The organism is Nonomuraea sp. B208, assembly GCF_057536035.1.
In genome coordinates this window covers 906,949-928,408 of record NZ_BAAJOU010000021.1, presented here as the reverse complement: position 1 = coordinate 928,408, position 21,460 = coordinate 906,949, and the positions used below count along the sequence as shown (strand labels likewise).

Below are 21,460 nucleotides of genomic sequence, written 5' to 3'. Positions count from 1 at the left end.
TTTCCGTAAACGGGTCAGGCGATAACGCGGGATGGGCCGCCGGCCGCCGAAATATTTCGGTCCGCTCTTTGATCGGCCCTCACGAGAGCGAAAGGATAGGGGCAGCTCGCCGGGAAAATCAATATAACTGTCCGCGATCTGGATGATTTCCTTCCGTAACCGGAATCCAGCGGAACGTGGCGGATTTGGGAAATACCCTATTTCCCGGCGAGCTGCGGTTCATCCTTTTGGACGGTTCCAGAGCGTCTTTCCGAAATTATCGGCGCTCAGGCCGCCGGGGTGCAGACCACGCCGTTCAGCCTGAACTCGGCCGGTTTGGCGTTCGTCCCGCTGAAGGTGCCGTTGAGACCGAAACTCTGGGCGGAGCCCGGACCGATATAGGCGTTGTGGCCGGCGTCGCGCGCGGTCGCCTGGGTGCCCGACTGCGTCACGGCGGCGTTCCAGGAGTCCGTGACCTGCTGGTTGCCCGGCCACGTCCAGGTCACGGCCCAGCGGTCGACGGGCGTCGTGCCGGTGTTGGTGACGGTGACGGTGGCCGAGAAGGCGCCGTCCCAGGTGGTGGGCGCGTAGGCGACCTTGCAGGCGGTGCCCATCTTGAGCCCGCCGCGGATGTGGTTGGCGAAGGTGTCCCAGGTGGGGTTGGGGGCGCCGGCCGTGGTGGTGCTGGAGCAGTTGGCGGTGGTGTAGGTGGTCTGGGTGCCGTAGTGGGCGGGGTCCATGACGAAGTCGATGCCGTGGTCCGCGCCCGGTACCGAGATGAACTGGCCCTGGCCGCAGCTCGCCTTGATCTTGTTGTAGAGCAGGACGCTCTGCCCGTGCGGCACCAGGAAGTCCGCCTGGCCGTGCAGGAACAGCAGCGGCGGGTCGTTGGCGTCGACGTAGTTGACCGGGTTGGCGAGGGCCACCTGGGCGGGGCAGGTCTGGATGGGGCAGCCGATCAGCATCGACTCCGGCGAGGCAGGGGAGTTGTGGTCCAGCCCGCCGGTGGGCAGGTTCTGGGCGTTCATCTGCAGGAAGTCGGTCGGGCTGAAGAAGGCGAGCCCCGTCTGCACGGCGCTGGAGACGCCGGTCGTGCCGACGGTGCCCTCCAAGGATGCGACGCCGCCGGTCAGCGTGGCCATCTCCGTCAGCCAGCCGCCCGAGGAGGTGCCCATCATGGCGAAGCGGTTGGGGTCGAGCTGGTAGGTGGCGGCGTTGGCGCGCAGCCAGCGGATGGCGGCCTTGACGTCGTGCACCTGGGCGGGGAAGACCGCCTGGGCGCTGGACCTGACGCTGACGCCGGCCACCGCGAACCCCAGGGGGTTGAACACGGCGGCGATGGCGGCCGCGCCGGTCTTGCCGTCGTCGCTCGACCAGGCCGAGCCGCTGTGCCAGATGATCAGCGGCCGGGGTGCGGTGCCGCCTGACGGCAGGTAGAGGTCGAGCAGGTGTCCTTTGGAGCCGGCCGGTTGCGCGGGCGCGTACGCGATGTTGCTGATCACCTGGTCGGCCTGGGCCGGGGGCGGAAGGACGAGCGACACTGCGAGGCCGGCCAGCATGGTCATGACCATGCCGACGATCGCGGCCGGGCGGGAACGAACTTGCATGGTGCGCCTCCGGTGTTTCGGATGATCGCCGCTTGGCAGGTGGCCGTCCGGCTCTCACCCGTGCCGGGGCAGCCGCGATCGGCGCGTCAGCCGTCGCGCAGGTGAGAACAACACACGCCCCCGTGCGGATTCGCCCTCGTCATCGATCGGGCTCGCGATCGATCAGGGCGAGGCGACGATATGCCAGGGATGTGACGGTGGTCAAAGCCCGTCCGGAAACGTCCGAGAATCACCGGTGAAACATGCGCCGCCCTCACGAAAAGGCGGATGGAAAGTTTCGGGCTCCCGGTGTTGATCTCAGCCGCGATGACTGCCAATGTAATGATCCGCTCCGTTGATCCGCCCCAACGCAGGAGGATTCATGCGAAAGGTTCGTGCGGTTCTCGTCCCGGTCCTTCTGGCCGCCGGATTGTCGTTGACGCTCGGCGCCGCGCCGGCGAACGCGGAAAGGCTGACCGGTATCTACCGCACGTCCGCGGAATGCCAGCGCGTCGGCGCCTACGGCGAGAGCCAGGGCTGGTGGGACGAGTGGCGCTGCGAGTGGAAGGCGGCGTACTCCTACTACTTCCTCTACTCCTGACCCTCTCCGGTCAGCGCAGGGTGGCGGTGAGCGTGCGGCCGTAGGTGCGGCGGGTCACGGCCTCGACGAGCGTGCCGCCGGGCACGCGGCGGACCGTCACCCCCTCGTCGGCGCGGTCGAGCCGCAGCGAGGGGCCGCGCAGCAGGACGCTCACGCGGTCGCGCCGGGTCGTCGGGTCCGCGACGGCGACGCTCACCCGGGACCCTGACGTCCGCACGATGACCGCGGCCGGGCCGTCCACGCGCAGGCGGCCGGCGTGGCGCGGACCCGCGGTGAAGACGTTCGCGGCGATCAGGCCCAGCCCCTCGTGCTCGATCGCCTGCACGTGCCGGTCGTTGGCCAGCACGGTCAGCGGCCCTCTCGCGTAGGCGCGCAGGCGGGCCTCGGTGGCGTTCGGGACCAGGGCGTAGGCGAGAGCCGGCAGCGCGCCGGACGCCGGATGGGTGACGGAGGCGGTGAAGACGTTCTTCGTGACCGGAGTGTCCGGGTTGGACGTGCGGACGACGCGGCGGCTGCGGGTCACCGTCTCCAGGACGGCGCTGACCGGCTGGCGGCTGAGGAAGGCGTAGCCGACGGCGGTGCCACGGGTGGCGTTGGCGTAGCGGAGCCAGCGCGGCTCGCCCGTCGCCCCCGGCCGCCACGGCGAGCCGGTCCAGGTCTCGCCGGTGAGCGCCACCGCGTCGGCGGGAGCGGCGATGCGGCTGTCCACCGTGGTCACCGCGGCCCGCCCCGACTGGCCGGAGACGTCCGCGGCCAGCACCACGATCTCGTCGTCGAGCAGGAACCACGACTTGGTGGCGCGGGCGTTCCGGTAGGCGACGAAGTCGTCGGGCAGCAGGCCCGCCTGCTTGGCGGCCCAGGCGGCGTCGTCGGACTGGACCATCCCGGCGATGCCGTACGCGCCGAGCGTCGCGCCGCCCGAGAAGGCGTTCCCGGCGACCGGGAAGTACACGTAGGCGTTCTGGGACTCCGAGGACGCGGTGAAGTTCAGCGGATGGTCCGGGTTGTCGTACCAGAGACGGCCGCCGTACAGCTCGGGGACCGTGCGGCGCTCCTCGGCCGGCGCGGTCACCCCGGCCAGCCGGTACGGCGAGACCGTCGTGAAGTAGTCCACGCCGAACACCGCCCGCTGGTCCTCCCCCGCCAGGTAGAGGTAGTGGGCGCCGTCGCCCTGGAACCAGGGCATGAGGTTCTCGCCGCTCATGTACTCGTACTTGCTGATCCGCTCGGAGCTGCGCGCGAGGGCGAAGGCGTAGCCGGGGCGGCGGTGCACGGTGCGGTCCATCGCGTTGAAGGCGACGCTGCGCTCGGGCGGGTTGAGGTCGGCGGCCTCGATCGAGGCGTCGGCCCGGATCGCGGCGTAGCGGGCGATGCTGACCGGCGAGACGAAGGCGGCGGTGTCGGCGGCCGGCAGGTGCTTGACGTACTTCTTCAGCGCGAGCGCCTGCTCGGCCGGCACGTGGTCGGCCAGGTCGGCGACGGCCTCCACGACCACGCCGACGTCGGCGTAGCCGGTGCCGGTGCGCGAGACCGCCCGCCCCTTGACGATCTCCATCATCCAGCCCTCGAAGATGAGCGGGGCGAAGCCGTCGGCGACCCAGCGGTAGACGACGCCCGGCAGGTCGCTTGTGCCGGCCGCCGCGGTCGCGCCGTCCAGCGTCTTGAGCGTCTGGACGACGCGCGTGAGCAGGGCGCGGCCGTAGGAGCCGGTGTAGGCCACCGAGCCGTGCTGGATGAAGGAGCCGTCGCGGTAGTAGCCGTCGGTGACGCCGTGCTGGAGCGCGTACGGGTCGACGGTGGCGAAGACCGTGGACTGGTCGGCGACGGCCTTGGCCACGCGGGCGTCGTCGCCGGACACCGCGCCCTGGAGGATGCGGTTGGCGGTGATGTCGGCCAGGTTCGCGCCGGTGTGGAAGCGCGAGTCGAGGTCGACGTCGCCGTTCCTGCCGTTGCGGAGGTAGGCGTCCATCGAGGCCACGTAGGTGGCGGTGAGGTCGGGCCGTTCCGCGCGCAGCCGGTCGGCCAGCAGCGCGAGCGTCCTGGTGACGTGGGTGGGGATGCCGATCTCCCACGTGTGCCAGTTGCCGTAGTAGCCCTTCGCCTGGTCGCCGTAGTAGCGCTCGTGCAGCCACAGCAGGCCGTCGGCGACCCGGCGCTGGGCGGCGGCGTCGTCCGCGAGCTCCCCGCCGGGGACGCGGGTGGCGAGCGCGATCTCGTACAGGTACTGGAAGGCGAGGCGCAGGTTGACGTCGTCGGAGCCGAGCGCGAGGCCGGCGAACAGCTCGCCCTCGCCCGCCCGGTCCATCGCGGCGAGCCGCTGCCTGGCGGTGGCGAGCACGGCGGCGAGCTTGGCGGCGACCTCCGGCCTGGCGTTGACCTCGGGGGTCCCGGCGAGCATGGCGACGGTGTTGGCGATCAGCCGCGCGTGGTCGAACCCGCCCGCCTCGGCGGCGGCGCGCAGCGGGCCGGCCACGGCCAGCAGGCCGGCGGCGGGGAGCAGGGAGAGAACCTGGCGGCGGGAAGGCTGCGGCACGGCGGGCTCCAGGCCGTTGGGGGACGGGCCGCGCTCACCTTACATGATCTCTTTCAGCCCGCACAGGACCCGAGGAGAGCGTCGCTTATGGGAGTGAGCGTCCTGTGCATGGACCGTCTCACCCGCCTGTCGCCACGATGGGGGCATGCTGATTCTCGCCCTGCTCACGCTCGTCCTGCACGGGCTGCTCGCCGGCCTCTTCTACGCCTTCTCGATGTCCGTCATGCCCGGTCTGAACGCGATCGAGCCCGCGCAGGCCGAGGCGGCGATGCGGAGCGTCAACCGCAAGATCCTCAACCCGTGGCTGTTCCTGGTGTTCCTGGGCTCGCCGGTGGCCGCGCTCGTGGCCGGGCTGCTCGCGGGCGGCGCGTCGGCCGGGTGGTTCCTCGGGGCGGCCGGGGTCGGCTTCGCCGGCTCGTTCCTCGTCACCGTGGCGGTGAACGTCCCGATGAACAACGCGCTCGACGCGGGCACGATGCGGTGGAAGGACTATGCGCGCAGGTGGACGGCGTGGAACACGGTGCGGGCGGCCAGCTCCACGGTGAGCCTGGCGCTGGTCGGGGCCGCGATTGGCGCGCTGTGACGGGGTAGGGGGCGGACATGCTCGAAAATCTGTGGCAGTACCGTCCTGAGCTGGGGCTACGCGAGTCGCTCGACCTCGTCGGCTTCGAGGTGGACGCGACCGACGGCAAGATCGGCACGGTGGACGAGGCGAACAACGCGGTCGGAGAGAGCTACGTGGTCGTGCACACCGGCCCGTGGATCTTCGGCAAGAAGGTGCTCATCCCCGCGGGGGCGGTGGAGCACATCGACGAGGACGCCCGCACGATCCATGTCGGGCGGACCAAGGAAGAGATCAAGAAGGCCCCGGAGTTCGACGAGAAGACCTACCGGGACACCCGCTACCACGACGAGGTCGGCGGCTACTACGCCGGCTTCCCCGATTCGAGGTGACATGCCGGGACGCAGGCGGGGCGAGCCCTCCGTCGCGGCCTCCGGGCAGTGGCGCGACGACGACGGCGTGCGCATGCCCGCGGGCGAGGCGCACGCCTGGCAGCCCGGCACGAACCAGACCCTGTGCGGCCTGCAGCTGAGCCGGGCCCGGCTGCTGCGCTTCCACCACGTCCGCTGGCCCGAGGTCTTCCCGGAGTCCGGCGGCGCGGCCGAGGAGATCAGCGAAGTGTGCCGCAAGTGCGTGGCGGCGTCGGGGCGGCGCTCGCACCGCGGATGGAGCGGATCATGGACGCGGACCTCGCCGCGCCCATGATCCGGGTTCTCAGAGGGGCAGCAGGGGCACCGGTTCTCAGAAGGTCAGCAGGGGCACCGGCGACGGCCGCTCGCAGGTGCTGGCCACCGTGACCGCGGCCCCCGAACCGGCCGAGGCCAGCAGCGACTCCATGACGTCGAGGACGTGGAAGGCCAGCGTCCCGCTCGCCCGCGGCTCCTCGCCCGCCGGGGTGGCGGCGAGGTCGGCCAGCCCGACGCCGCGGCCCGCCGCCACATAACCGGCCGAGTCCGGCAGATCGTGCCAACCCCCCTCGCCCACGGCGGAGAGCTGGACGACGCCGTCGAAGTGGTTCGGGTCCGGGACGACCAGCGAGCCGCGCTCGCCGTGCACCTCGATGTTCGGCGCCTTGCTGGCCGGCGCGTCGAAGCTCATCACGAGCGTGGACAGCGCGCCCGACTCGTGCACCAGCACGCCGGTGACGTGCGTGTCCACGGACACCGGGATCTCCTCGCCGCGCCGCGGTCCTGAGCCGATCGTGCGCTTGCCGCGCAGGCGGGAGGCCGCCCCGATCACGGAGGTGACCGGGCCGAGGAGCGTCACCAGGCTGGTGACGTAGTACGGCCCCATGTCGAGGAGGGGGCCGCCGCCGGGGACGTAGTAGAAGTCGGGGTTGGGGTGCCAGCGCTCGTGGCCGGCAGTGACCATCGTGGCGGTGGCGGCGACCGGGCGGCCGATGAGGCCGTCGTCCACGGCCTTGCGGGCGGTCTGCGTGCCGGTGCCGAGCACGGTGTCGGGCGCGCAGCCGACCCGTACGCCGGCCGCCTCTGCCGCCTGCAGCACCCTCGCCGCGTCGGCGGAGTTGGCCGCCAACGGCTTCTCGCCGTAGACGTCCTTGCCGGCCGCGATCGCCTGGAGCGCGACCTCGGCGTGGGCGGCCGGGATCGTGAGGTTGAGCACCACGTCCACGCCGGGGTCGGCCAGCAGGTCCGCGACGGACAGGACGGGGGTGCCGGGCCAGGCGGCTACCGCCTCCGCGGCCCGGCCGGGGTCGAGGTCGGCGACGGCCGCGAGGCGGAGCCCCGGCAGGCGGTCGATGGTGCTGAGATATTGGGCCGAGATCGCGCCGCAGCCCACGACGCCGACGTTCAGCGGCTGGCCCACAACATGCCCCTCTCGATGATCGTGCGTACGGTGTCGTGCTGGAGGACGTCCAGGCTGTGGCCGGGGGTGGTGACGAAGATGCGGCCCTCGCCCCATTGGCGGGTCCAGAGCGCGGGCGAGGTCACCTCGCGGTGCCACGGGTCCCAGGAGCGGACCTTCTGGGTGGTCGTGGCGAGCACGTCGATGTAGTCGTCGGTGAGCACCCAGTACTGCTCGGTGACGAGGTCGAAGTCGGTGAGGCCCGCCGTGATGGGGTGCTCGGCGGCCTCGGGCAGCAGGTTCACCGTGTAGGGGACGAAGTTGTCGGCCTGCGTGCCCTCCCGCTCGTCGGGGTGCTTGCCGGGGTGGCAGGCGAACTGGCCGCCGATGAGGTGCAGGTAGTCGGAGGAGTTGCGGTAGGAGTCGGCGATGCCGCCGTGCCATCCCGCCATGCCGGTGCCGGCGCGGATGGCGGCCTCCAGGCCCTTCAGCTCGTCGGGCTGGATGGTTCCCATCGTGTAGCACTGCACGATGAGGTCGACGCCGGACATGTACGACGCGTCCGCGTACGGCGCGGGCGAGTCCGCCCTCCGCACCTCGAACCCGTTCTTCTCCAGGAAGGGGATGAAGAGCTCCGTGGCCTCCACGGGGGCGTGCCCTTCCCAGCCGCCCCGGACCACGAGAGCCCTGCGGCCCTGGTCACTTGCCATGCTTTCGCCTATCGCCGAATGGGTCGAACGATCCGATCGTCGCATCCCGGCATAAGCAACACGGAAGTGGGCAGCGCTTTCCGGGCAGGACCCCACGGCGCGGCACGAGGGGCGGCAGCTTACGGATGCCTTAGTCGGGCGGGGTTCTCATGAGTTGAATGTCGGCGAATGACACGAAAGGTAACGCCTATGCAGGCCCATCAACCTCGCGACAGCCGGATCCGGCGACCGGTGTTCGTCGCCGCCACCGCCGTGTTAATGGCGGCGGGCGGAGCCGGCGTGGCCACGGCGGCGGCGGGCGCCACGCCTGCCGAACCGTCGCCCACCGCGACCCCGACCGAGACCCTGACCCCGACCCCCACGGAGACGGTCACCGTCACCGACGCCCCCACCGAGACCCCCACCGATGCCCCTGTTCCCGAACTCGCGCCGCTCAGCCCCTGGGGCTTCGTCGGAGCGATGCACGGCGAGTTCGCGGTGCCCACGAAGGACGGCTGCGGCTCGGTGACGCTCTCCGCCCAGACGGGCCGGGCGACCGCCGTCGCCGAGGACTCCATCACGGTACGCAGCCAGGACGGCTTCGAGCGGACGTACACGATCGGCGAGGACACCCGGACGATCGCGGGCCGCCGCGGGAACAGCGCGGTCAAGCAGGACGACTGGGTGTCGGTCACCGCGCTCTCCCCGGCCGCCACGACCCCGGCCACCCCCACTCCGGCGGCCCCCACGACCCCGGCGGCCCCCACTACCCCGGCGACTCCCACGACCCCTGAGACCCCCGCGACCCCTGCGGCCCCTGCGGCCCCCGCGGACGGCACGGACGGCGGCGCCGCTCAGGAGGCCACGGACGGCGGCACCGCCCTCTACGTCTACGACCTGTCGCGGCCGGTCAAGCGCTCGTGGAAGGGCTGGGGCCAGCTCCGGCAGTGGTGGGCCCCGGCGCCGTCGTGGCGTAAGCCCGCCGAGTGCCCCACGCCGGCCCCCACCCCGACCGTCACTCTGCCCGAGAACCCGACCGAGACCCCGACGGCGACCCCGACCGAGACGCCGACCGAGACGCCGACCGAGACTCCGACGGAGACACCCACCGACACCCCCACCGACACCCCGACCGACACCCCCACGGAAACGCCGACGCCGGCTTCCTGACCCGCCGCGCGTCCGTTCCCGGGCAGCACCCCCGCGTCCCTGGTCACCGCCCGGGACGTCACCCCCCTCCTCCCTCTCTGGCGACTCCGGCCACAAGTCAGGCATTGACGAAAAATCCTTACATGGTACTCATAGATCGAGTCGGAAAGCTTCAATCCCTCGATCCGTCGAGACCCCCCGGAGCTCACCCGAAGGGAGACGCGCATGGCGCGTACCACGTCCGGCCCGCCCGCCGACTTACTCGGCCCCGTCCAAGGAGAGGTCTCCTGGTTCTGCTGCGGCAATTCCTGGGGACCGTGCAGCAGCACCGGCAAGGGAGCCTGCGGAACCTGCAACTCCGGCAGCCTCCAGCACGCCTGGCCCAACACCTCCGACGCCTGCTGGGCCATCACCCGCCCCGACTCCTGCGGAGTCAGCCTGTCCCGCCGCACCTGCGGCTACCGGCACCGCACCACCGCCCTCTGCACCGGTACGAGCGTCGTCACCTCCATCGCCGACTGCGGCCCGCAGACCGACCTGTTCTGCGGCGAGCGGAGCTGCTGCGGCGCGACCTGCGCGAGCAACCGGCTGATCGACCTCACCCCGGCCGCCTTCAGCGCGATCGCCAGCCTGTCCGCGGGCCTGCGCCCGGCCGAGATCTCGACGGCGTGAGGGGGACGGACATGCGCAGCAGACGGGATGTGCTCAAGTCCGCCGTGCTCGGCGGCGGCGCCGGCGTCGTGGCCGCGACCGCGCTCGGCTCGCTCGGCCCCGAGGCCGCCTTCGCCACCACCGCCGCCCCCGGCGTGGAGCCCGGCGCTCTCGACCCGAACTTCGCCGAGGGCAGGATCCGCTCGATCAAGGACAACACGCTCCTCGTCCTCGGCTCGAACATGGTCTTCCACACCATCCGCGTCGTGGACGGCACCAGCCTGTGGAAGCTCGGACCGGTCGGCTTCGACCAGGCCAGGCCGGGCGACGGCCTGTACGCGCGCGGCGTCCGCATGCCCGACGGGATGCTGGCCGCCGAGGCGGTGTGGCTCAACATCGTCAACATCAAGGGCCACATCACCGACATCAAGGACCAGACCCTCCGCCTGGACCACAACGGGCACGAGGTGCTGTGCCACGTCGTGCCCGGCAAGTCGGTCGCCATCCACTCCGAGTCGCCGCCCACGGCGGACCTGTCCCTGCTGAAGGTCGCCCAGCACGTACAGATCCTGGGCGCCTGGCGGCCGGACACCAACGAGGTCGACATCGCCACCGTGTTCTCCCCCCACTAGGAGAAGCATGATGAACGGGATCGCCGCGTCGCAGCCGTACGTGATCGCCCTCTTCCTCCTCTGGGCCGGGCTGATGAAGCTGTTCGGCAGGCGGATGCGGGCCCAGGCCGGGCGGAGCGCCCTGGCCGGGCTCGTCGGCGCGGCGCGCGCGGTCCCTGCGCTCCGCCTCGTCGGGCTGGCCGAGCTCGCCGTGGCCGCCGCACTGCTCGTCCCGCCACTCCACCCCCTGGACGGCGCGGCCGCCGCGCTGCTGGCGGCGGGCTTCCTCGGCTACCTCGGCTACGCCCGCGTGGCCGCGCCGGCCGCGTCCTGCGGCTGCCTGGGCGACCACGCCAAGCCCGTGGACGTACGGTCCTTCGCCCGCGCCGGGCTGCTGCTCGCCGCCGGGCTCCTGGCGATGACCGCGCCGGCCGCGCAGCCGCCGCTGGCGCCCCTGGCCGTGCTGGAGGTCGTGGTGCTGCTCGCCCTCTCCTCCGAGCTGGACCGGCACTGGCTCGTCCCGCTGCGCCGCCTCCGGGTCCGCCTCCGCCCGCCGCTCGCCGCCCCGGCCCCCTCCGGGGACGTGCCCCTGGAGACCTCGCTGCACCTGTTGCGCCGCAGCCCCGCGTACTGCTCGGCGTCGGCGCGGCTCACCTCCGACGTACGCGAGACCTGGGACGAGGACGGGACCAGGTTCGTGGTCTACGGGGCGGGCCCGAGCACGGCGGTCTTCGCGGTGCCGCTGTCCGGCGACGACCCGCGCGCCGTCCGGGTCGCCCTGGTCGACGAGGCGGCGCTCGCCCAGTGAAAGGATCGGGTCACGTACGATCCGAAAGGCACCTGCACATGGCTCCGAACATCGCCACCGCGCGCCGGGTCGACCGGCCCGAGCTCCTCGACTTCCTCCGCACCCGGCATCACGGCCTGCTCTCGACCGTCCGCGCCGACGGCCGCCCGCAGCTCTCGCCGGTCACCTGCGGCGTGGACGCCGACGGGCGGATCGTGGTGTCCACCTATCCCGAGCGCGCCAAGACCCGCAACGCCAAGCGGGACGAGCGCGTGTCCATCTGCGTGCTGTCCGACGACTGGAACGGCCCCTGGGTGCAGGTGGACGGCCGCGCCGAGGTGCTCGACATGCCCGAGGCGCTGGACGGGCTGGTCGAGTACTACCGGTGCATCGCCGGCGAGCACCCCGACTGGGACGAGTACCGCGAGGCGATGCGCCGCCAGGACAAGTCGCTGATCCGCCTCCACATCGACCGCTGGGGGCCGATCGCCACCGGCGGTTTCCCCGCCCGGCTCGCTCCTTGAGCGGACCACTGGTCTTCAAGCCGATCGCAAGTACCAGGGCCTATCTGTAGTGGGGTGAAGTTCTTTGCCCGATCACGGAGACCCCTCATGCGTCGTCTGCTCGTCCTGTTCGCCGCCGCCGTCCTGCCCCTGGCCGGGGCCGCCACGCCCGCCTCGGCCACGCCGGCCGTCTGGAAGTGGGGGCCCGTCTACTCCGCCGACGGCATGGCCGGCTCGTGGGGGAAGGTCTACCTCCACCAGTTCGGCTACCTCGTGGAGGGCAAGCTGGAGGACACGCGCGGCAAGGGCTGCGCGTGGGCGGTGCTGAAGGCGCAGGACGCGCGCAACGGCCGCTGGAAGTCGTACGGCTTCTACAACTGCCGGCCGGGCGTGGGCTCGTTCAAGAAGGACTACCGCAACGTGCTGCAGATCCGCATGCAGGTCTGCCGCGGCACCGCCTCCCGTCCCACGGGCGAGTGCTCCAAGTGGAAGCCCGTGCTCAAGCAGGGCTGACCTCCGCTTCAGAGCACGTAGACCGCCAGCAGGGCGAGACCTGCGGCGAGCGCCGTGAAGGCGAGCGTGCGCGGCTGCCTGGCGGCCTCGCGGCGCGAGGACACCACCAGCGTCACGAGCACCGCCAGGGCCGCCGCCAGGTGCAGGCCGTACCAGACGGGGATGGGCAGTTGCACCAGGACGAGCGCGTCGGCGGCCCCGTATCCTGCCACCCCGGCGACCGCGATCAGGCCGAGCACCGCCAGGGCGTACCTGACGCGGCCGAGCAGCGCCCAGAGCACGGCGCCCACCGCGAGCACCATCATCACCCTGGTGTGGAACTGCCGCGCGAACAGCGCGCGGGGCTCCTCGAAGCTCATCGTCAGGATCGACTCGTACGCGGCCGTCATCATCGTTCCGCGCAGCGGCTCGTACGCGCCCGCGTACGGCACCAGCTGCCCGCTCGGCGTGTAGAAGTGCGCGAGGTAGGCGCCGGTCAGCAGGAGGAAGGCGAAGCCGTAGAGGAGCGTCTCCCCTACCAGTTGCCGAGCTCGGTCCATTCCCGGAATTTGATCATATTCAGGGCAGCTCGGCGATTCAGGGCAGCTCGGCGGTTCAGGGCAGCAGGGCGATTCAGGGCAGCTCGGCGATGGCGGCGCGGCCCCAGAAGCCGCCGTCCGCCGACAGCGTGCCGGCCGCCCAGGTCGCGCCCGAGCGGGCCGCCCCCTCGACCTTGAAGAACTGCGAACGCTTCAGCCCGGGGATCGCCGGCAGGCGCGGCAGCGGGACCGCGGACCCGCCGGGCGCCGCCACCCGCCAGGTTTCGCGCAGGCGCGGGCTGCCGGTCACGACGAGGACCCCGCCGGAGGGACCGGCGGCCAGGCGTGGGCAGCAGTAGTGGCTGTCGCCGGGGGCGTTCTGCCTGCTCCAGCTCCGGCCGTCCCAGTGCAGGAGGATCGGCGGCGGATCGGCCGGCTCGTCCTCCACCTCGCCGTGGTTGAAGGTGTGCACCCCGATCGCCCACACGTCGTCCTCGCCCAGCACGAGCACGCCGTCCAGCGTGGCGCTGCCCTCGGGCGGCTTGGGCCGGGCGAAGGCGTACGTCGGGGTGGGCACCAGCCGCCAGGAGCGCCCGTCCCAGCGCATGGCCGCGGGCTGGTCCATCTCGCTCTCGGTGACGCCCGGCCCGGAGGAGCGGAAGCCGACGGCCCACAGCCCGGTGGAGCCGGAGCCTGCCAGGGCCGACGCGTACGCGGGGAGCGGCACCTTCGTCCAGGACCGGCCGTCCCAGTGGGCGGCCTCCCGGCGGTCGGAGCCGTAGACGGCCCAGGCGTCGGCGGGCCCGAGCACCGCGAAGCCGGCGACGTACGGGGAGTCGATGCGCCCGGGGACCCGATGCCAGGCGGAGCCGTCCCAGCGTACGGCCGTCAGCGCCTGGACCTGGTCGTCGGCCCCGAGCTCGGGGAGCAGCAGCCAGACGTCGTCCGGACCGGAGGCGGCGATCCGGACGTCCGCGCCCTCGGGCACCGCGGCCGCCCCGGGCGGCGGATCGGCCTTGCGCCAGGCGGTGCCGTCGTGGTGGAGCAGCAGGAGCCGGTCACCCTCGGAGCCGGCGGCCCACGCCTCCCGAGGGCCGGCGGCGGTGATGCCGGTGAGGCGGGAGCCGGGCTGGTCGCTGACGTACGCGTAACGCCAGCCGCCGGGGGAGGCGGCCGGGGTGACCACCGGGCCCGGCGTCGGAGCCCCTTCGGACGGGGCCGTACGCGTGGGCGTGACCGTCTCCGTGGGCAGGGGTGTCGGCGCGGGCGACGGAGAACCACTCGCCCCCTGCCCCGCCGCGCACCCCACCGCCACCAGCAAGCTCGCCGCGACCAGCAGCGACGCTACGGCCCTCATCAGGCGAGAAGGCGGGCGGCGATCTGGATCCAGTCTTCGTCCTCCTCGGGCGTCTCGCGCGCCGTGACCCGGTCGGCCGCCTCCGCGAACGCCTGCAACCCGCGCAGCAGCGCGATCCGCCCGGCGGGCGGCATCTCGCTGAGCACCCGGGCGAGGTCGTCCCGCCGCAGTTGCTGCAGCTCCTCGATGAGGGCGCGGCCGGAGGGGGTGAGGGAGAGCGTCAGCTCGCGCCGGTCCTCCTCGTCGTGGGAGCGCCGGACGAGCCCGGCCGCCTCCAGCCGGTCGCAGAGGCGGCTCGCGGACGAGGGCACCGCCCCGAGCGCCGTGGCCAGGCGGCCCAGGTTGATCGTCTCGTGCTTCTCGATGGTCAGCATGGCCTGGAGCTGGATGGAGGACACCTTCGTGACGAACGCCTGACGTGAGCGGCCCCAGACCGCGACCAGGGCCGCCGCCTCCCTCTCGATGAGGGCCCATTCGGTCGGTGGCAGGTGGCCGACGAAGGAGTCGAACGCTTCAACGGGTGGAACAGGCTCGTCAATCACACGCTATCCACTCAGTGAGGTGATGCCGGTCATGGTCGTTCTCGCCCGGGATGCGGCCCGGATGGCTTCGACCCCGGCTTGGGGTCCGGTGTCCAGTCGAGACATACCACGACCGCATCATCCAGCACTTCCATGCCCCGCCGGAAGTCCAGCAGTCCCCTGATCATCGTGCGGACCGCCTCATCGGCCGGCTGCATGCGCGTGGACTTGATCAGAGACTCCAGGGACGAGCCGCCGAACTCCGTACCGCCCTGCGAGCGCGAGGAGTAGACGCCGTCGCTGGCCACGATCAGCCGGTCGCCGGGCTCCAGCCGCAGGTGCTGCTCGGTGTAGGCGGTGTTGCCGAACATGCCGAGCGGGAGCTGCTGCTCCAGCTCGATGTGGCGGACCTGGCCGCCGCGCATGAGCAGCAGCCGCGGCGAGCCGGCGTCCACCAGCGCCGCCTCACCGGTCTCGGCGTCGAACCTCATCAGCAGGGTGGAGACGTGGAGACTGCCGCCGTACTGGCTGTAGATGGCCTCGTCGGCGAGGCCCGCCTGCTCCTCCAGGCCCGCGCCCGAGCGGCGGGCGTTGCGCAGCGCGGTGATGGTGAGCGTGGTGAGCATCGCGGCCTCGACCCCGGCGCCCATACCGTCGGTGACCGACAGGATGAGGCCGCGCGGGCCGCAGGCCCAGTCGAAGTTGTCGCCGTAGACGGCGTACGCGGGTTCGAGCTGGCCGGCCAGGCGGTAGCCGTCGCCCTGGTGGCCGCAGCCGGGCAGCAGCGCCCACTGCATCTCGGCGGCGAGGGTGAGGCGGGCGGCGCGGCGTACGCGGTGGTAACGGTCGGTGATGCGGTAGGCGTCACACAGGATGTGGCCGAGCGCGGTGGCGATCTCCTGGAGGTCCTCGACGGCCTCCGTGCCGGGCGGCGTGCCGAAGCTCAGGCTGAGGACGCCGACGCGCTCGCCGCACGCGCTGACGGGCAGGTGCAGCAGGGTGCCTTCGCGCTGCGGCGTCTGCGAGGCGAACGTGCGGCCGGCGGGCGTGCCGTCGATGGCCAGACCACGTGCGCCGGGTGCGTACTCTTCGAGAACGGGACGGAGCGTGACCAACGCCGGGTCGGCGAGGAGCACCTCGACGCGCTCGACGGCGAAGTGCAGAGTCACCGCGTCGCGCAGCGCCTCGGCCACGGCATAGGGCGGAGCGGCCTGCATGGCCTGTCGCACCGCGTGAACGCCCTCGGAAATGCTGCCCAACGCATGTCCTCTTCTCCAGGCGCGTTCCGCGCGCCACCGATAAATTTGCACGATAGCAAATAACTCTGAGGTTACGTTCATCCAGGCCCGAACCTGCGACCGGAGTGACGATCCTATATATTTGCCACGCGACAACTAACCGGACGGTCACGGGAAGGATCCGGGTTGGGTGACAGTGAGCCCGCGGAGCCCGCGGCGACCCGCTCGCTGCCCATCCGCACCGAACGTGACCTGCTCACCGCCCGGCACGCGGTACGCGCCGCGTCCCTGGAGGCCGGGTTCGGGCTCATCGCGCAGACCAAGCTCATCACGGCGGCCAGCGAACTGGTACGCAACTGCTACGTCCACGGCGGCGGGGGCAGCCTGCTGATCGAGCACCTGCAGCCGCCGCCCCGGGCCGGGCTCCGGCTGACGATCTCCGACGAGGGCCCCGGCATCCCCGACCCGGACGTCGCGCTGGTCGACGGCTACTCCACGGGCCACGGGCTCGGCCTTGGGCTGGGCGGGGCGAAGCGGCTGGTGGACGAGTTCCGCCTGGCGAGCGCGCCGGGCCGCGGAACGACGGTCGTGATCACCCGCTGGACGTGAAAGATCCTCACTCCATAGCGGATCTGCTCACCTTCGTACGCGGGCCGCGCGCGTCCTCGCCGCCGCGGTGCATGATCCGTCCATGGTGTACGAGGCGGCAGCGGTGTATGAGGTGGCGGCCGTGTACGAGGCGGCGGCGGTGTACGAGGTGGCAGCCGGGCCGGGCCTGCCACGGACGGCGCGGCGGTTCGACCTGGTGTTCGCGGGCCTGTTCCCCTGGCTCACACCGCTCGACGACGAACGCCCTGCGCTGCCTCCGCACACGCTCGCGCCCCTCCCCGAACTCGCCGCCCAGGCCGAGGACTCCCTGCTGGTACGCCGCGCCTCCCCTGAACACAAGTCCGCCGCCCGGGCACGGCTCGCGGCCGACGCGACCGCCGAGCAGGCCCAGCTGGAGGTGTGGGCCCGGCTGCTCGCCGGCTCGCTGCGGGATCGGGTGGAGGCCGAGCAGAAGGACGGCCGCTACTACTCCCTCCAGTCACCCCTGGAGGCGATCCTCCCCCTGACCGCCCACCTCATGGGGGTCCATCTGGCCGAACGCCCGTTCCCCATGCTGCTCCCCGCCCTGCCCATCGCCGCCGCCACCCACGACCTCACGGGACCACACGACCCGTCCGGTGCGTTGTTCGCCGGCGTACGAATTGCGATGAACACCTGGGCGGCCGCCGGAGTCACCGCCCCCGCAGCTCCCGGAGCTGGGGCCGGGACCGAGACCGACGCTATGCCCGGGACCGGGACCGGGACCGGGACCGACGCCGGGACCTGGGCCGGAGCCGACGCTATATCCGGGACCAGGACCGACGCCGGGATCGGCGATCTGGTGACCCTCTTCTGGCGCCACGACGACGCCTCGCCCGACCGCGCCAAAGCCGCCGCCCATTTCCTACGCCAGATCCCCCGCCACGCCCTCGACGTGATCATGACCAGCCCACCCGTCCAGCTCACCCCACTCGGCGCGTACGGCGTCCGCAGGCTCCTGCTAGCCCACCGCTGGACGATCAGCCCGACCACTCCCGCCCCCTGACCGTGGCGCTCCAACCAAGCCCTGACCGTGCTCCGACCAGCCCCTGACCGCCGCACTCCGACCGGACCCTAGCTGCGCTCGACCGGGGCCGGCCCTCCCCCAGCCCGCCCCAGCCCGCCGCGAGAGCGGCCACTCCCGGCACCACCGGAGCGACCGCCCTCCCACCGTCCGGAACGTCAGCCTCGCGGCGCAGACACTGACCGCTGATCGGCCACCACGACGTCATCGAGGTGGAGCACGTCACCAGCACCGCCGACGGCGCTCCTCACCTCCAGCGAGACCGAGGCAGTCCCCGCAGGCGCGGTGAGCTGCCCCGTGAACTCCTGCCAGTCCGCGCTCAGACCACCGAGCGGAACCTGATCGGTCCGCAGAAGCTGCTGATCGGCATCGCGCCACAGCACGCCGAGCGTCGCCGTGGAAATCCCGGAAGTGCCCTGCCTCGCCCACACGCTGACCTGCTTGACGCCCGGCGTGGCGGTGAACCCGGGCCAGTTCGCGAGCTGCACCCCCCATCCACCGCCCTCAGTGACGTCGATCCGCAGCCCGTAGGCACCGCCGTGAGCCGCGCCGGCGGCTCTCTGCACGGAGCTTCCGTACCAGGCGGCCCACTGCCCGACCGACCCTTCGAGCGTCGCGGTGTCGGCGTCGAGGGCGTTGGACGAGGCGGGCGGCTCGGTCACGCCGTTGAGCGTGCTGCCCGCCTCCTGGTTGTAGGGGGCGGACCGCCAGGCGTTCCAGGAGATCGCCTCGCCCCACCCCTTAACGAACTTCCAGTCACCGACATACGTGTTGTCGTGGAAGCTGTTGCCGCCGGTGAGCATGACGTTCTGCTGGATCTCCGCGACCGTGTACGGCATCCACGGCAGATTGTCGTCCCCCTGGGCGTACAGGGCCTGCACGCCGCAGTAAGTCCCGGCGCAGGGCACGTTCGCCTTCTCGAACCGGAACTCGTTGCCGAACACCTTGACGTTGCGCGAGTGCCAGCGGCAGTCAGTGCGGTAAGGCTCGTTCTTGATGGACGTGTAGCAGGGATGGGTGGCGTTGATGGGGTCGAGGTAGTCGTCGTCGTGCGGCTTCGGGATCACCGTGGGGCTGACGAACGGCGTGCAGTACGACTTGCTGGTGTTGCCGTTCGAGTTGCAGAACCGATTGGCGTTCTCGAAGACCGTGATGCCGGAGAAGTTGTCCTCGAAGTAGTTGTCGTTGATGGTGAGGTCCGGGCTGCCGCTCGTGCCGTGGGCGAGCCGCGCGTCGCCGCCCGACTCCGAGATGTAGATCGCCGGCGCCGGTGAGCCCAGGTTCTCGTTGCCGCTCACCCAGCCGTTCCGCCTGAAGGTGTTGCGGGTGATGGTGGCGTTGTAGCTAATCTCGTACCAGAGGCCGATGCTCTCGTTGTGCTCGATCCAGTTGCGGTCGAAGAGGAAGTCGACGTTGTTGGTGTCGGCCCAGAGTCCGATGCTCAGGTTGTCGTGTACGTAGTTCTCCGTGACCTTGGCGCCCTTGACGTCCCAGAACTTCGCGCCGCCGGTGCAGCCGCACCCTTCGATCTCGGCCTCCCAGTCGTCCTGGTTGTTGCCGGCGATCTCGTTGTTGTGCACGACAAGGTCCTTGATCGCCCAGTCGCCCTCGACCTGCTTCCTGTACGCGCTGAGGCCGTACTGGCCGTTGTCCTTCAGGCAGCTGTGGCGGATCGTGTTGGCGTTCCCCAGGAACACCGCCGCGCCGTCGTTGTGGTGCGCGTAGAGATACTCCATCACCCAGCCGCTGCCGGCGTCGTGGTTGATGACGCCTTCGTCGTTGTTGTCCTTGCCGCGGCCGAAGTTGCGGATCTCCAGGTAGGCGATCCGCACGTTGGAGGCGTCGCCGGAGAAGGCGTACCGATTGGTGTTCAGCCCGTCCAGGACGGCGCCCGGAGCCCCGATGTAGACGCTGTCGCTGCCAGGGAAGATCTGGCTGTACTCGCCCTCACCGAGATCATGGATGCCCGGGGCGAACCAGTAGGTCTTTCCGATCTGGCCGAAGTCGAAGCCCTTGTTGTTGCCCGCCGGAACCACGATGGCGTCCGACGGCGCACTGGACGGCCCGCCCCGCCAGGGGGCGTTGTCGCAGACTCGCAGGCTGTCCGGCAGCTCGGCGTACCAGCCACCGGCCGCCTGCCCCGCCGCCGCCGCCGGGGCTGCGGCGCTGGCGGCCTGCCCGACGAAGAGGTTGGCGATGGCGACCACGGCCGTTAAGACGCCAATGACAACAGAATGTCGCATGATTTGACCTGTTCTGTCGGTGATGGTGCCTGCGAAGAGTAGCGCCCAAGATCGCCACCAGGCGGGCAATCCGCATCAGCCGCCCAGCCGACGACGGCACAGCCGCCCGGCCGGCGACGGCGACAGCCGCCCGCGCCGCGCCGGCCCGCTCACCCCTGCCCGACCGCGACGAACCCCGTACCCGCCCGATAGTTGGGCGACTGATGCCGGAAGTACGTGTTGTAGACCTCGCAGTAACGCCCACCCTTCGCCAGCAGCGTCGCGTGGTCCCCCTCCTCCACGATCCGCCCGTGATCGAGCACGATGATCCGATCGACGTGCTCGATCGTGGACAGCCGGTGCGCGATCACGATCGACGTACGCCCCGCCAGCACCGCGTCAAGCCCTTCCTGGATCTGCGCCTCGGTCAATGGATCGACGCTCGCGGTGGCCTCGTCGAGCACCACGATCGCCGGGTCCTGGATGAGCAGCCGGGCCAGCGCGACGAGCTGCCGCTGCCCCATGGACAACGCCCGGCCGTGCTCACCGACGTCCGTGAGCAGGCCGTTGGGCAGGGCCTCGATCCAGTCGCCGCCGCCCACGGCCGCCGCCGCCCGGTGCACCTCCTCGTCACTCGCCTCGGGCCGCGGATAGCGGATGTTGTCGGCCACCGTCCCGCTGAACAGGAACGGCGCCTGCGGCACCGCGCCGATCTGCCGCCGGTACGCGCCCAGCTCCAAGCTGCGGATGTCCTGCCCGTCGATGAGCAGGCTGCCTTCCTGGAACTCGTAGAAGCGGGTGATCAGCTTGCTGAGCGTGGACTTCCCCGCACCCGTATGCCCCACCAGCGCGACCGTCTCCCCCGCCGCGATGGTGAGATCGAAGTCCCGCAGTACAGGACTGGCCGGGTCGTAACCGAAGGTGACGCCACGGAACTCGATGCGGCCCGCCGGCTTCCCGACCGGCCGCGCGTCGGTCTGCACCACGCGGGGCGGGGCGTCGATCAGCGCGAAGACCCGTTCGGACGCCGACAGCCCCTGCTGGAACTGCGACCAGAACGCCGCGATCGACGTCAGCGGGAACCAGAACAGCGCCACGCTCTGCAGGAACAGGTACCACTCGCCCGCCGTGAGCCCACCCGCCACCACCCGCGCCCCGCCGAGCTGCACGAGCGCGACCGTGGCCAGCCCCGCCACCGTGAACAGCACGGGGAAGATGGTGGAGAAGACGAACCCCTGCCGCAGCGTCACCTGATAGCTCTGCTGGTTGATCGGCCGGAACTCGTCGTAGACCTGCCGCTCCTGCCGGAAGTTCTTGGCGACGGCGATGCCGCCCATGGTCTCCTGCAGGTTGGCGTTGACCCGGCTCAGCGAGCGCTGCGCCCGCCGCGTGCTGATCCTCGCCACCCGCCGGAACAGCAGCGCCAGCCCGACCACGATCGGCACCACCAGCAGCGTCATCAGCGCGAGCTGCGCGCTGCGCACGAACAGCAGCACCGTCACGAAGCCGACCATCAGCACCTGGCTGATGAGGTCCATCGTCAAAGTGGAGACGGTCGCGAAGTCGTCGGTGTCGGAGGTGACCCGGCTGACGATCCGCCCGGACGGCGTCTCGTCGTAGAACGACAGATCACGCGCCAGCACCGCGTCAAAGGCGTCCTCTCGCAGCTGCAGCACGACATCGCCGGTGACCTGCGCGCTGTGCTTCTGCCGGAGGTAGTTGAACACCCACGACAACACGCCGGTCCCCAGGATGGCCGCCACGAGCGCCGGCCCGGCCGCGCCGATCGTGCCGTCAGCGATGGCGTCCACGGCGAGGCTGCCGATAGCGGGCACCGCCGCCTGACTCGCCGACAGCAGCACGATCATGGCGGCGACCAGCAGCATCGGGCCCAGCTTGGGCCGGAAGTAGGACAGGATGCGCCGCAGCAGGTCACGATCGTTGTAGGTGCGGTCGTAGTCCTCGGCATCGAGTCCATCCATG

At 71.3% G+C, this 21,460-nt stretch carries 22 protein-coding genes; 12 read left to right on the top strand and 10 right to left on the bottom strand.

Going from position 1 to position 21,460, the window contains the following annotated elements; translation table 11 throughout:
* Positions 1-266: 266 nt before the first annotated feature.
* Positions 267-1,586 carry a cellulose binding domain-containing protein gene (locus AC27IY_RS21375; protein WP_487178966.1) on the bottom strand — a complete coding sequence of 440 codons (1,320 nt, stop codon included), beginning with the start codon at positions 1,584-1,586 and terminating at the stop codon, positions 267-269.
* Between the two features lie 361 nt (positions 1,587-1,947).
* Here AC27IY_RS21375 and AC27IY_RS21370 point away from each other — a divergent pair, with 361 nt between their 5' ends.
* Positions 1,948-2,166, top strand: coding sequence for a hypothetical protein (locus AC27IY_RS21370; protein WP_423476914.1), 219 nt, complete (start codon positions 1,948-1,950; stop codon positions 2,164-2,166).
* 10 nt (positions 2,167-2,176) lie between these two features.
* Here AC27IY_RS21370 and AC27IY_RS21365 read toward each other — a convergent pair whose 3' ends face one another.
* Positions 2,177-4,699 (bottom strand): polysaccharide lyase family 8 super-sandwich domain-containing protein, encoded by a 2,523-nt coding sequence (locus AC27IY_RS21365; RefSeq protein ID WP_487178965.1) that lies wholly within the window; start codon positions 4,697-4,699, stop codon positions 2,177-2,179.
* Positions 4,700-4,844: 145 nt separating this feature from the next.
* On the opposite strand from AC27IY_RS21365, the gene AC27IY_RS21360 reads away from it, so the two are divergent.
* From AC27IY_RS21360 to AC27IY_RS21350, 3 genes are read left to right on the top strand one after another with little or no spacing between them, the layout of a single operon-like run.
* A complete protein-coding gene (locus AC27IY_RS21360; protein WP_487178964.1) occupies positions 4,845-5,282 on the top strand; it encodes an anthrone oxygenase family protein in 438 nt (145 codons plus the stop codon).
* A gap of 17 nt (positions 5,283-5,299) precedes the next feature.
* Positions 5,300-5,653 (top strand): PRC-barrel domain-containing protein, encoded by a 354-nt coding sequence (locus AC27IY_RS21355; RefSeq protein ID WP_344211373.1) that lies wholly within the window; start codon positions 5,300-5,302, stop codon positions 5,651-5,653.
* Position 5,654: 1 nt separating this feature from the next.
* Positions 5,655-5,966 carry a hypothetical protein gene (locus AC27IY_RS21350; protein ID WP_344211375.1) on the top strand — a complete coding sequence of 104 codons (312 nt, stop codon included), beginning with the start codon at positions 5,655-5,657 and terminating at the stop codon, positions 5,964-5,966.
* Between the two features lie 36 nt (positions 5,967-6,002).
* Here the strand turns inward: AC27IY_RS21350 and AC27IY_RS21345 are convergent, their stop codons facing one another.
* A complete protein-coding gene (locus AC27IY_RS21345) occupies positions 6,003-7,088 on the bottom strand; it encodes a Gfo/Idh/MocA family protein (RefSeq protein ID WP_487178963.1) in 1,086 nt (361 codons plus the stop codon).
* Positions 7,073-7,777 carry a ThuA domain-containing protein gene (locus AC27IY_RS21340; protein ID WP_487178962.1) on the bottom strand — a complete coding sequence of 235 codons (705 nt, stop codon included), beginning with the start codon at positions 7,775-7,777 and terminating at the stop codon, positions 7,073-7,075. Before AC27IY_RS21340 ends, AC27IY_RS21345 begins: the two co-directional genes overlap by 16 nt.
* Before the next feature lie 189 nt (positions 7,778-7,966).
* On the opposite strand from AC27IY_RS21340, the gene AC27IY_RS21335 reads away from it, so the two are divergent.
* The 6 genes from AC27IY_RS21335 to AC27IY_RS21310 all read left to right on the top strand — a co-directional run bounded on the left by AC27IY_RS21335 (position 7,967) and on the right by AC27IY_RS21310 (position 11,970).
* On the top strand, positions 7,967-8,926 hold the full coding sequence (locus AC27IY_RS21335) for a hypothetical protein (protein WP_487178961.1): 960 nt from the start codon (positions 7,967-7,969) through the stop codon (positions 8,924-8,926).
* Between the two features lie 204 nt (positions 8,927-9,130).
* Complete coding sequence (locus AC27IY_RS21330; RefSeq protein ID WP_344211383.1) at positions 9,131-9,577, top strand: RlpA-like double-psi beta-barrel domain-containing protein; 447 nt, start codon at positions 9,131-9,133, stop codon at positions 9,575-9,577.
* A gap of 11 nt (positions 9,578-9,588) precedes the next feature.
* Positions 9,589-10,188, top strand: a complete 600-nt coding sequence (locus tag AC27IY_RS21325; RefSeq protein WP_344211385.1) for a cell wall protein — start codon at positions 9,589-9,591, stop codon at positions 10,186-10,188.
* A gap of 7 nt (positions 10,189-10,195) precedes the next feature.
* On the top strand, positions 10,196-10,975 hold the full coding sequence (locus AC27IY_RS21320) for a MauE/DoxX family redox-associated membrane protein (protein ID WP_487178960.1): 780 nt from the start codon (positions 10,196-10,198) through the stop codon (positions 10,973-10,975).
* Between the two features lie 38 nt (positions 10,976-11,013).
* Positions 11,014-11,478, top strand: coding sequence for a PPOX class F420-dependent oxidoreductase (locus AC27IY_RS21315; RefSeq protein ID WP_364455487.1), 465 nt, complete (start codon positions 11,014-11,016; stop codon positions 11,476-11,478).
* 87 nt (positions 11,479-11,565) lie between these two features.
* Positions 11,566-11,970 (top strand): hypothetical protein, encoded by a 405-nt coding sequence (locus AC27IY_RS21310; protein WP_487178959.1) that lies wholly within the window; start codon positions 11,566-11,568, stop codon positions 11,968-11,970.
* Positions 11,971-11,978: 8 nt separating this feature from the next.
* Here the strand turns inward: AC27IY_RS21310 and AC27IY_RS21305 are convergent, their stop codons facing one another.
* From AC27IY_RS21305 to AC27IY_RS21290, 4 genes are all read right to left on the bottom strand, one after another.
* Positions 11,979-12,509 carry a hypothetical protein gene (locus tag AC27IY_RS21305; protein WP_487178958.1) on the bottom strand — a complete coding sequence of 177 codons (531 nt, stop codon included), beginning with the start codon at positions 12,507-12,509 and terminating at the stop codon, positions 11,979-11,981.
* Between the two features lie 73 nt (positions 12,510-12,582).
* A complete protein-coding gene (locus AC27IY_RS21300; RefSeq protein WP_487178957.1) occupies positions 12,583-13,845 on the bottom strand; it encodes a hypothetical protein in 1,263 nt (420 codons plus the stop codon).
* On the bottom strand, positions 13,845-14,387 hold the full coding sequence (locus AC27IY_RS21295; RefSeq protein WP_364455503.1) for a MarR family winged helix-turn-helix transcriptional regulator: 543 nt from the start codon (positions 14,385-14,387) through the stop codon (positions 13,845-13,847). Before AC27IY_RS21295 ends, AC27IY_RS21300 begins: the two co-directional genes overlap by 1 nt.
* Before the next feature lie 29 nt (positions 14,388-14,416).
* Positions 14,417-15,625 carry a PP2C family protein-serine/threonine phosphatase gene (locus AC27IY_RS21290; RefSeq protein WP_487178956.1) on the bottom strand — a complete coding sequence of 403 codons (1,209 nt, stop codon included), beginning with the start codon at positions 15,623-15,625 and terminating at the stop codon, positions 14,417-14,419.
* 165 nt (positions 15,626-15,790) lie between these two features.
* On the opposite strand from AC27IY_RS21290, the gene AC27IY_RS21285 reads away from it, so the two are divergent.
* Together AC27IY_RS21285 and AC27IY_RS21280 are read left to right on the top strand one after the other, a co-directional pair.
* Entirely contained in the window at positions 15,791-16,213 is a 423-nt protein-coding gene (locus AC27IY_RS21285; protein ID WP_344211401.1) for an anti-sigma regulatory factor, read from the top strand.
* Between the two features lie 82 nt (positions 16,214-16,295).
* The gene (locus tag AC27IY_RS21280; protein ID WP_487178955.1) at positions 16,296-17,237 is read left to right on the top strand and encodes a hypothetical protein; all 942 of its coding nucleotides are present in this window, start codon (positions 16,296-16,298) and stop codon (positions 17,235-17,237) included.
* A gap of 176 nt (positions 17,238-17,413) precedes the next feature.
* Here AC27IY_RS21280 and AC27IY_RS21275 read toward each other — a convergent pair whose 3' ends face one another.
* Complete coding sequence (locus tag AC27IY_RS21275; RefSeq protein WP_487178954.1) at positions 17,414-19,462, bottom strand: right-handed parallel beta-helix repeat-containing protein; 2,049 nt, start codon at positions 19,460-19,462, stop codon at positions 17,414-17,416.
* Positions 19,463-19,647: 185 nt separating this feature from the next.
* On the bottom strand, positions 19,648-21,459 hold the full coding sequence (locus AC27IY_RS21270) for an ABC transporter ATP-binding protein (RefSeq protein WP_487178953.1): 1,812 nt from the start codon (positions 21,457-21,459) through the stop codon (positions 19,648-19,650).
* Position 21,460 lies beyond the last annotated feature (1 nt).